Raw genomic sequence first — 10,862 nt, 5'->3', positions numbered from 1 at the left:
CCTCACGCGCCAAAGGCGCTGCGGACGGCGCGCCAAACGATTGGCGACGCGCTTTGCGCTTGCGGCCCCTGGCCGAAGCTGCCTCGCGAAAGGTACGACGTGTTCAAAAACAGGCGAAAGCCTGCCAGCTTCTCACACAAGTTGCGCTTCGCTGACCTGGTGGTTATGGCGGGGTGGCTGCACCCGTTCCCTTTCCGAACACGGCCGTGAAACGCCCCAGCGCCTATGGTACTTCGTCTTAAGACGCGGGAGAGTCGGTCGCTGCCAGGTCTGCTAAACGCAACTCGCTTCATGCGAAAACAAACAATCTTCTCGTCACATACTTACGGCCCAAAGCCGATCAAAGGGCCGCTCATAAAGCGGCCTTTTGTGTTTGGTGCCTCATGAACGCGAGACAAATTGCTCTGCAATTTGCTTGGCACAGATCCGCAAAGCGCCTGCGCTTTGCGTAGCCGCGACAAATCCCAAAGGGATTTGCGCTGGACGCGGGGTGGAGCAGCCCGGTAGCTCGTCAGGCTCATAACCTGAAGGCCGCAGGTTCAAATCCTGCCCCCGCAACCAATCCCCTTCATACCGAAATCCATTAGCCCCGGCGCGAAAACCACTTTCGCTGCAGCGAAAACTGCGCTTGCCTCGGCGGCGGTAGCTCATCGTTCGCTAAAGCTGACCATAACCTGAAAGGTGAGCAACCCGAACGCGGCAAAGCCTGAAAACAAAACCAACGATTCCTATGATCCCAACAAAGCCCCCCACGGGGCTTTTTGCGTTTCTGGGGATTGAGAACGGTAGCTTGGCCAATCCATTCTTCGACAGGTCTTCTCCTCAGCCAATTTGCTGCCGCGCGTCGCACGCTTGCACATAATGATGTTGACCGGAGCCGCACTTATGAGCCGGAAGACGGCAAAGATTAAAGCAGGGAACAAAGTTACGCATTCTGCCTTTCGCAACCAACATCGGTTCGAAGCGAGAGGTCCCAATGATTTCACTCGATCCTGTAAGGCATCGATTCGCCAACTTGGATGGCATTAATATCTTTTACCGAGAGGCCGGAGTTGAAGATGCGCCAGCTATCCTGCTACCTCACGGTTATCCCTGCTCGTCATACGAGTTCCGCAACATCATGCCGTTGCTGGCCGATCGCTGGCGGCTCATCGCGCCTGATTTTCCCGGCTGCGGATATAGCGACACCCCGGAGGATTTCCGTTACGACTTCGATGGCTATGCCGAATTCCTCGAACGGTTCACCGCGCATCTGGGTATTACGCGTTTCGCTCTCTATTTGCATGACTTCGGATCCCAGATCGGTCTCCGCCTCGCGATACGCCGACCCGAGCGTATTAGCGCGCTGATTATTCAAAACGGTGACATCTACGAAGATGCGCTGGGACCGAAATATGCTCCGCTCCAAGAATACTTCCGCGATCCCTCGCCTGAACGGAGGATCAAGCTCGGCGAGGCAGTGAGCGAAGAAGGATATCGTGATGAGTTCTTAAACGATGTTCGCTCAGAGCTTGCCGAACGGATCCCTCCCGATCTCTGGAAACTGCACTGGTCTCTGACGCCGCCCAGGCGGCGGGAGATCGCGATTGATGTGATTGCGGGGCTACGAAAGAATCTTGCCTGGTTCCCTCGTTATCAGGCTTATCTGCGCAAATGCCGGCCGCCGACGCTGATCGTCTGGGGTCCTCAGGACGGCTATATGCCTGAGGAGGCGGCTCGCGCTTATCTTCGTGATCTGCCGGAAGCCGAACTTCATCTGCTTGATGGAGGTCATTGGCTGCTGGAAACAAACCTTTCCGAGGTTGTTCCCCTGGTGCGTGATTTTCTCTCACGAGTAGAAGCTCGAGGGAAGTGATAGCTTGCGATCACGCCTGACCTTACTCCAAACGGTTCCGCTTCCTGCTGTTTAACAGGTGCTGGGCCGAGACGTTTGGGTGTCGTCGGCGAACCGCAGATTACGGTAAGCAGAGTAAGCTTAGCCAAGCATAGATGGCCGGCGCTAGTGTCGAGGAAGCAGCACAACTGCATCTTTCGGCTGCCTCATAAGTTAGTGCGCTCATCTTTCTATGGATACTCGAACCTAGTCTATAAAATTCAAATGTGCTAAATTAAACATAAAGGGCATTTCACGATTTTTGTTTGGTGACTTCCATCGACCTTCGAGGTCCGACCGTCTCATTCAGCAAGGTATTTGTTTCATGCCGTAATCGATGATTTTGTCAGGGAGGGGACAATGCGAGACTATGCATCTTCTCTACGAGCAGACCGGTGCGGGAGGCATCGTCTCCTGTTCGGGCTATCGGCGTTTGCTGCCTTCTGTGCGGCTGGCCTTTCCGCCGGGATCGTTTTTGCGCAGGCGCCGACCGAGGAGCAGAAAAGTGCGATCAGATCCGCTTGCCGGTCCGATTTCATCGCACAATGCTCTGGCGTGCAGCCGGGCGGCATCGAGGCGCTGCAATGCCTGCAGCAGCATGCTTCCACTCTTTCCGCCGCTTGCCACAAGGCGGTTTCTGCTATCTCCACCAAACCGAAATCGACGTCCGCCGAACCAGCACAGACGGCACCCGCCACAACAGGGGCGGCAACACCGGCTCCTGCGAGCACTGAGACAGCGGCCCAGCCGACTGAGGCGCAGCGCAATGCTGTCAAATCGGCCTGCCGCTCCGACTTCATGGCACAATGCTCTGGTGTAACTCCTGGCGGCGCTGCGGCACTGTCCTGCTTGCAACAGCACAGTGCCCGCTTGTCGGCACCTTGTCAGCAGGCCGTTGCGGCGCTGGGTGCTCCGGCTGCTGGCGCAGGCTCCGCAACAGGCGCGGCGCCGATGCCGACCAAGCCGGCGGCAATGCCCAGTTTTTCTCCGCGTGAAGAACTGATGATCGCACGGGAAAGCTGTGGGCCGGATTTCCGAGCTTTTTGCCGGATGGTACCGATCGGCGGCGGGCGAGTGATTTCGTGCCTGCGGGATAATTTGCAGCGCGTGTCGCCGGCGTGCCATCGGGTATTGACCTCCGGACTATAGGGGCCTGCTCACCTTTATTTCCGCGTTCGTTGGAGCGCCTGAGCCGCGGGCGAGGCGATTTCCAACGACGGCAAAGCAGCGGATGACCTTCGCCGGCCATTCATTTCGCATTGATCTCCCAGCATTCATGAATTCAATGACGACACAAGCGAAAGGCAGTTGCCATGTCAGCCATGTCATCGACTTCTCATCTATCGCGATTGAAACGGATAATGACTTGTTCCACGATTGCCGCCGGGCTCGTCCTGCCGACGCATGCATGGGCGGATGATGCGAAAGGTCTTCTGAAGGCCATGTCCGATTTTCTGGTGGCACAGAAGACAATATCCTTCAACTATCAATCGTCGCTCGAGGCTGTGACGCCGGACTTCGAGAAGCTGCAGTTCGTAAGCTCGGGTACGGCCAATATCACGAGACCGGACAAATTGCGTGTTACAAGAACCGGAGGCTTTGCCGATATCGACGTCAGTTTCGATGGTTCGACGCTGACAGTGCATGGGAAAAACCTTGATGCCTACGCAAAGATCGACGGCAAGGGTTCACTTGACGATCTGATCGACAGGCTTGCCGATGCTGGCGTCGAAGCACCGGGCGCCGATCTTCTGTCGTCGCATGTCTACGACATCCTGATGTCCGACGTGACCGAGGCCAAGCACATCTCCAGCGCCTTCGTCGATGGGGTGGAATGCGAATATCTGACCTTCCGGACACCGGAACTTGACTGGCAGATCTGGATCCAGACGGGGTCGCAGCCGATACCGCGACGCTATGTGATCACCAGCAAGCATGTCGTCCAGGCGCCGGAATACACGCTTGAGATCAGCGACTTCAAAAGTGGACCGGAGGTTGCCGCCACCTCCTATAACATCGAGATTCCGGCCAATGCCAAGACAGTGGATCTTAGCGAACTCCAGTCGATCGATGAGCTTCCGGCACCGACAGTTGCAGGAGAGATGAAATGACCTTCAGCAAGCTTGCATTCACCCTTTGCCTCGCCGGTGTCATGACCTTCACCGATTTTCGCCTTGAGGGGCAAGGTCCGCTCCCGTTGTCCATCAGCTTCGGCAGGCCCGCAGGCGCCGTCATCGGACGGCCATTGACGCCACTATCCTATGCCGGGGTGGCGCGCAGGACGACACGCCGGGTTGTTCGGCGAACGGCGACCACGATCCCCGTGCTGCCTCCGGGCTGCATCTATGGCCCATATTATGGAGGCTACTACTATCGTTGCGGCGGTCTTTATTATGCAAAGAGCGGCGGCGTCTATGTGCAGGTGATCGTACAATAGGCCGCTTTTTAGCCTATTGTGCCGATACTTCTGCATCCGCAACCGTGGGGCTCTCGCTGCGGCGCTTCCGGAATTCTTCGAGGCGCTGCAGGACGACGTAGAAAGACGGGACGAAAAGGACGGCGAGGCAGGTCGATGCGATCATGCCACTGAAAACCGATATGCCGATCGACTTGCGGGCAGATGCGCCAGCACCTGTTGCCAAAACGAGCGGCAGCACCCCTAGAATGAAAGCGAAGGATGTCATGAGGATGGGGCGGAAGCGCAGGCGCGCTGCCTCCACCGCCGCCTCCAGGATTTCCATGCCTTCCTCGCGCTTTTCCCGTGCGTATTCGACGATGAGAATTGCGTTCTTCGATGCCAGCGCGATCAGCAGGATCAGCCCGATCTGGGTATAAAGATTGTTGGCGACGCCGGCCGCCGTCAAAGCGGCGACTGTACCGAGCAGAGCGAGCGGCACGGCCAGCAGCACCGCAAAGGGCAGGATCCAGCTCTCATATTGCCCCGCGAGGACGAAGTAGACGAGCAGCATGGCGAGCGCGAAGATGTAATAGATCTGCCCGCCGACTATTTTTTCCTGATAGGATAGTGCCGTCCACTCATAGCCGGTGCCGGGCGGCAAAGTGCTGTCGGCGACCTGCTCCATGACCTTGAGCGCTTGGCCGGAGCTGAAGCCGGCGGCAGGGCCGCCAACGATCGTCGCGGTCGGATAGAGATTGTAGAGGCTGATCAACGACGGGCCTTGCATGGCCTTGATATCGACAACGGTACCAAGCGGTACCATTGTGCCATCGCCGGCCTTGACTTTCAGATTGCGGATATCGTCCTGGCTGACGCGGAATTCGGAGGATGCCTGGGCATAGACCTGGAAGGTGCGGCCAAACTTGTTGAATTGCGTGATGTAACTCGATCCTACGTAGCCCGACAAAGCGGAGAACACCTGGCCGACCGTGATGCCCAGCGTCTCCGCTTTGATGCGGTCAACGGAGACCTCGAGCTGCGGCACGTTGGAACGGAATGGCGTACTCAGTCTCTGCAGCGATGATTGAGTTTCGCCGTTTTTCACGATCGTATCGGCAAGCGACTGCAGCAGAGCGTAATCTGAAACGCCGTTCTTCAGCTCCACCTGCATCGTGAAGCCGCTGGCATTTCCGACGCCCTGAATAGGGGGCGGTACGATGACCAGGGTCTTGGCGACCAGGATGCTTTGCAGGGCGCCATTTAGATGTTCGTAGATCGACAGGAGATCTTGTCCCTTTTCCTTCAGCCGTTCGTCCCAGTCCTTGAGCACGACATAGGCAACGCCGGCATTCTGAAGGCTGGCATTGTTGTCGAGAACCGAGATGCCGCTGATCGTCAGGACCTGATCGACGCCAGGCGTCTCTTGGGCAATCTTGCCGACCTCGGCCATGACGGCGTCAGTCCGTTCCTTGGCTGCACCGTCAGGCAATTGGACGCCAATCAGCACATAGCCTTGATCCTCGATCGGCAGGAATGCGGTCGGTATGCGAGTGAGCCCCCAGATGGCACCTCCCATCAGTGCGAGCGCCAACACGACCATGATGGCGGCGTGGCGTGTCATGGCGCCGATCAATCTGACATAGCCGCGTTCGCCCGAATCGTAGATCTTGTTGAAGCCGCGATAGATGAAGTTTCTTTTCTCGGGAGGCACAGGCGTGCGCAGCCAAAGGGCACATTGTGTCGGTTTCAGCGTCACGGCGTTGATGGCGCTGATCAGGGCCGTGGCGGCAATGACGAGCGCGAACTGCCGGTAGAGCTGGCCTGTCAGCCCCGGCAGGAAAGCGGCCGGAATGAACACAGCCATCAACACCAGGGTGATGCCGATGACCGGGCCGATCAGTTCGTCCATGGCCTTCTCGGCTGCCTCGCGGCCGGACATGCCGGCTTCGATATGCCGGGCGACACCTTCGACGATGACGATCGCGTCATCGACGACGATGCCGATGGCGAGAACGATCGCAAACAGCGTGGACAGGTTGACCGTGAAGCCCATTGCCGCCATCGCGGCGAACGCGCCGATGATGGTGACCGGAACGGTCGTTGCCGGCACCAGCATGGCGCGCCAGTCCTGCAGGAACAGGATAATGACGATGAGAACGAGAACGCCCGCCTCGATCAGCGTCACATAGACTTCGTTGATCGAGGCATTGACGAACTTTGTGGTGTCGAAGGGCATTTGATATTCGAGCCCCTGCGGGAAACTCTTCGACAGTTCTGCCATCTTCGCTCTGACCACCTGCGCGACGGCGATGGCATTTGCCTCGGGCAGCTGGAAGATACCGATGCCGGCTGCCGGCCGGCCATTCTGCATGAAGGACTGGCTGTAGGTCTGGGCGCCGAGCTCGACCCGGCCGATATCGCGGATTCGCGTCACGCGGCCGCCATCTGCGCCATCGACCTTGACGATGATGTTCTCATAGTCGACCGCATCATTCAGACGGCCATTGACATTGAGCGTGTATTGAAAGGTCTGCCCCTGAGGGACGGGAGGAATGCCGATCTGGCCGGCCGTCACTTCCTGGCTCTGCTGCTGCACGACGTTGACGACATCTTGCGGCGTCAGGCCACGGGCCTGCAGAAGGTTCGGGTCCATCCAGATGCGCATGGCGTACTGGCCGGCGCCGAAAACCGTGACATTGCCAACACCCGGCAAGCGAGCCAGTTCATTCTGCAGATTGATGACGGCATAGTTGGACAGGTAGAGGCTGTCATACTGGCTTTCAGAAGACGTCAGGGTAACGAAGCCGAGGATCGCCGTCGATTTCTTCTGGGTGGTGACGCCCTGGACCTGCACCGATTGCGGCAGCGACGACATGGCGATCGCGACACGGTTCTGCACCAGGACTTGTGCCTGGTCGGGATCGGTACCGATAGCGAAGGTCACTGTCAGTGAATAGGTGCCGTCGCTCGCGCTCGTCGACTGCATGTAGATCATGTCCTGAACGCCATTGACCTGCTGCTCGATCGGCAACGCGACCGTATCGACAAGCGTCTTGGCGCTGGCTCCGGGGAAGCGGGTCGTGACCTGGACAGTCGGTGGAACGACATTTGGATATTGCGCCACCGGCAGTTGGAAGAGAGCCACCGCGCCGATAAGAACAAAGACCAATGCCAGAACATTGGCGAGCACCGGCCGTTCGATGAAGAAGCGCGAGATCATGCTGTTGTCCTTGGACGTTCAGATGAAGCGTGGTGGCGGATTTTATTGCGTCGTTGTCGTGGCCTTTGCATCGGCACCGGCTTCCGCCGGCTGCACATTCATGTCGATCTTTTCGGGCGCAACCTTGCTGCCGGGGATGGCCTGCTGAATGCCCTGGACGACAACCTGGTCAGACGGGTCGATACCGGATTCGATGACGCGCAGCGCGCCTTCCCGCTGACCTGTCTTGACCTGTTTCTGTTCGACCGTGTTGTCTTTGCCGAGAACGAGCAGATAGCTGCCGAGCTGGTTGGTGGCAATTGCATCGTCACGCACCAGGAGAGCCTTGTCATTCTGACCGATGGGTACGCGAACGCGCACGAAGAGGCCGGGCAGCATGACTTTGTCTTTATTTTCGAACAGAGCTCGTACCTGTAATGTGCCGGTCGACGCATCGAGCTGGGGGGAGACGTAATCGAGATGTCCCTTGTGCGGATAGCCTTCTTCGGATTGCAGGCCAAGCTCGGCTGGAATGCTCGGTAGGTCCGTTTGCTTGAAGGTGCGCCCCTGTTTTCTCAGCATATCTTTGATCAGCAACACCTGGGATTCGCTGACGTTGAAATAGGCATAGATCGGGTCGGTCTGGACAATGCTGGCAAGCTTCGTCGGGCCTGAGACGCCGACGAGCGTACCGATATCGACGAGGTGGTCGGTCACAGTGCCATCGAAGGGTGCAGTCACTTCGGTATAGCCAAGATTGATCGTCGCGAGCTCGACATTGGCCTGGGCATTGAGGATTTGGGCATTGGCTTCATCAAGCGTCGCCTTGGCGCTGTCGACGGCGGTCTGCGTCGTGACCTGCTGCTTCATCAGATTGACCTGACGATCGTACTCCTGCTTGGCACCCACCTGGGATGCCTGTTGTGATGCGAGGGATGCCTTGGCCTGATCAAGCTGGGCCTGATAGGTGTCGCGCTCGATCCCGAAGAGCTTGGTTCCCTTCGTTACGGTCGTGCCATCTTGATAGTCGATCGATTGAAGGTAGCCCTGAACGCGCGCTTCGATATCGACCGAGTTCAGCGGCGCAGTGTTGCCCGTGAGTTCGAAATAGAGGGTGACGGGCTCCTGGACTGGTTGCGCAACACGGACGGCCGTCGGCGGAGGCGGGACGTAGGTATTGCTGCTCCCATCGCAGGCAGCGAGCGCTGCCATGCCAATGAGTGTCACAGAAACCCGCAGGCCCCGATGCAATCCCTCACGCATTCTTGCTGCCCCGACAATTTACGTGCCCCGGTCTCATGCGTGCCTCGGCGGCGCCCTCAAAGTTCGCCGGGTATTCAGGCATGCGCTAATATGCCGCGGGATTTTTCGAAATTGCAAGAGCGGCCGGCACGCAATTTAGCAGCGCCTAAACAAATCGCGATGGGAGGGTAACAGAAAGGCTAAAGCTTCGCTTCTTTTGACAAAATAGCCGCCGGCAGCCGGCACGGCGTTGGGTCACTGCTGGGTGATGAGCAGCGCGTATGTCACGAACAGCATCAGATGAACGGCGCCCTGCATAAGGTTGGTGCGCCCGCTTGAAAAAGTAATGATACTGACTGCTAGCGTCAGGATGAACATCACGAGATCCGGCCCCTGAAGGCCGAGCGTGACCGGATGCCCGAAGAGATGGCTGATTGCCAGCATCGCCGGTACAGTCAGGCCGATCGTCGACAAGACCGAGCCGAGAAAGATATTGATTGCGCGCTGGAGATGATCGGCGATGGAGGCGCGCACGGCGCTGATCGCCTCGGGCGTTGCGACAAGAACCGCCATGACCACGCCCCCGAGTGCAGCAGGTGCGTGCAAGGTTTCGATTACATAATCGATTGGCAGCGCGAGCTGTTCGACCAGGAAGGCAACGGGTCCCATGAAGGCCAGCAGCAGCGCTGCGTGATGCCACACCGGTCGATGATGCCTGACGGCCACGACATGCAATTGATAATGATTGCTGTCGTCAGGGTTGGTCTCTTCGGCGAAGTAGCGATGATGCCTGCCCGCCTGCAGCAGGAGAAATATGCCGTAGAGGCCAATCGAAGCGATGCCGAGAAACATCTGTCTCGGTGCCGAAGGGTGCGGGCCGTCCGGGCCGGCCAGGAAAGTCGGCATGACCAGGCTCAGGGTTGCGAGCGGAACGATGACTCCCAGATAGGCATTGGCACCATGCAGATTGTGCTGCTGATCCCGGCGCCGCCATGCACCGAAGAGCAGCGACAGTCCAACCATGCCGTTCAGGATGATCATGACGACGGCAAATAATGTATCGCGGGCGAGCGTCGGATTATTTTCCCCATGCAGCATCACGGCCGAGATTGCCATTACCTCGATCGAGGTGATGGCAAGGGTCAAAATGAGAGTTCCATAGGGTTCCTGAAGCTGTTCCGCCAGATGATCGGCATGGCGGACGACTGATAGAGCCGAACCCAGGACAACGGCAAAGAGCCATAGGAAAATAACGGTGTACCAGAAGGGCTCGGAAAGCCGGTTGAAGATCTGCTCAGGGAAAGCGAGGAAGACCAGGCTGGTCGCGATACTGATGCCGAGAAACCATTCCTCGCGCGCAAGGCCCACGACACCCGTGGTCCGCAATGTGGAGCTATCAGTCATCGAGACCACCGCCGGCCACGAAATAGCGTCGTGCTGCGACCGCTGCCATTTTCCCCTCCGCTCCCCGCCGCCGGTCAAACCGAGCAGGACGGTTTGGCGGCAGCCGAGGTCGATTGTCTCATGCAGAGGGGCATTCCGCCTATCTAAAAATCATCGCATCGCGTCCGACGCGTTCAATGATACTTCCGCTTTTCACGCCCCAGAATTTCCGGTGCATCGAGGCCGGCGATCGGCCTTGAGAGATCGGCGGGTATATCGCCTGCAAGCTGGAGGTCCAGGTAACGGGCGCAGCAGACGCGGAGGAACGAGGTGAAGTTGCCGAGATCATGGCCGGCGTCGATCGACTCGTGATGCAACCTGGTGATCAGCTGGACCACGTTCATGCCGTCGCGGGCGGCAATTTCCTCCAGCTTTGACCAGAAGAAATTCTCCAGCCGCACGCTTGTGGCCATGCCATCAATGCGCAGTGACCGGGTCGTGCTTTCCCAGAGCCGCGCATCGGCCTTGATGAACAATTCACACATCATGTTCCTCCCGCTGCAGCATCGGTCCGAAAATCGGAATCGATTTTTGGAAAGCCTGATGCGTAGATTCAAAGAGTTAGAGCGTCGGGGGGGGGGGGGGGGGGGCGGGCGGGGGGGGCGGGGGGGGGGGGGGGGGGGGGGGGGGGGGTTTGTGAAGAAGGGAGAGACACACAAAGACAAGAAACCCCAGCCCCACCGCCCCAGAGGGAAACGGGGGGCGCG

Annotated in this window: 8 protein-coding genes, 1 tRNA gene and 1 rRNA gene; 6 read left to right on the top strand and 4 right to left on the bottom strand. The window is 58.3% G+C overall.

The window, feature by feature from the left end; translation table 11 throughout:
• Positions 1-155 precede the first annotated feature (155 nt).
• The 6 genes from rrf (at position 156) to FHX15_RS30535 (ending at position 4,310) form a co-directional block, all read left to right on the top strand.
• Positions 156-270, top strand: a 5S ribosomal RNA gene (rrf, locus tag FHX15_RS30560).
• 214 nt (positions 271-484) lie between these two features.
• A tRNA-Met gene (locus FHX15_RS30555) sits at positions 485-561 on the top strand.
• Positions 562-976: 415 nt separating this feature from the next.
• Entirely contained in the window at positions 977-1,855 is an 879-nt protein-coding gene (locus FHX15_RS30550; protein WP_184402061.1) for an alpha/beta fold hydrolase, read from the top strand.
• A gap of 378 nt (positions 1,856-2,233) precedes the next feature.
• Positions 2,234-3,022, top strand: a complete 789-nt coding sequence (locus FHX15_RS31395) for a cysteine rich repeat-containing protein (RefSeq protein WP_246779159.1) — start codon at positions 2,234-2,236, stop codon at positions 3,020-3,022.
• 173 nt (positions 3,023-3,195) lie between these two features.
• A complete protein-coding gene (locus FHX15_RS30540) occupies positions 3,196-3,984 on the top strand; it encodes a DUF2092 domain-containing protein (RefSeq protein WP_184402063.1) in 789 nt (262 codons plus the stop codon).
• Positions 3,981-4,310 carry a hypothetical protein gene (locus FHX15_RS30535; RefSeq protein ID WP_184402059.1) on the top strand — a complete coding sequence of 110 codons (330 nt, stop codon included), beginning with the start codon at positions 3,981-3,983 and terminating at the stop codon, positions 4,308-4,310. Before FHX15_RS30540 ends, FHX15_RS30535 begins: the two co-directional genes overlap by 4 nt.
• Before the next feature lie 13 nt (positions 4,311-4,323).
• Here FHX15_RS30535 and FHX15_RS30530 read toward each other — a convergent pair whose 3' ends face one another.
• The 4 genes from FHX15_RS30530 to FHX15_RS30515 form a co-directional block, all read right to left on the bottom strand.
• Positions 4,324-7,491: an efflux RND transporter permease subunit gene (locus FHX15_RS30530; RefSeq protein ID WP_184402058.1), complete on the bottom strand. Its 3,168-nt coding sequence runs from the start codon at positions 7,489-7,491 to the stop codon at positions 4,324-4,326.
• A 42-nt stretch (positions 7,492-7,533) separates the two neighbouring features.
• Positions 7,534-8,733 (bottom strand): efflux RND transporter periplasmic adaptor subunit, encoded by a 1,200-nt coding sequence (locus FHX15_RS30525; RefSeq protein ID WP_184402057.1) that lies wholly within the window; start codon positions 8,731-8,733, stop codon positions 7,534-7,536.
• A 234-nt stretch (positions 8,734-8,967) separates the two neighbouring features.
• Positions 8,968-10,116: a calcium:proton antiporter gene (locus tag FHX15_RS30520; RefSeq protein ID WP_184402056.1), complete on the bottom strand. Its 1,149-nt coding sequence runs from the start codon at positions 10,114-10,116 to the stop codon at positions 8,968-8,970.
• Between the two features lie 173 nt (positions 10,117-10,289).
• Positions 10,290-10,640 (bottom strand): ribbon-helix-helix domain-containing protein, encoded by a 351-nt coding sequence (locus tag FHX15_RS30515; protein ID WP_184402062.1) that lies wholly within the window; start codon positions 10,638-10,640, stop codon positions 10,290-10,292.
• Positions 10,641-10,862: the final 222 nt, after the last annotated feature.

The sequence above is a fragment of the Rhizobium sp. BK650 genome, assembly GCF_014195325.1.
Classification (GTDB): Bacteria; Pseudomonadota; Alphaproteobacteria; order Rhizobiales; family Rhizobiaceae; genus Rhizobium.
Note: the sequence above shows the minus strand (reverse complement) of the source record. Positions and strands in the feature narration are given on the sequence as shown.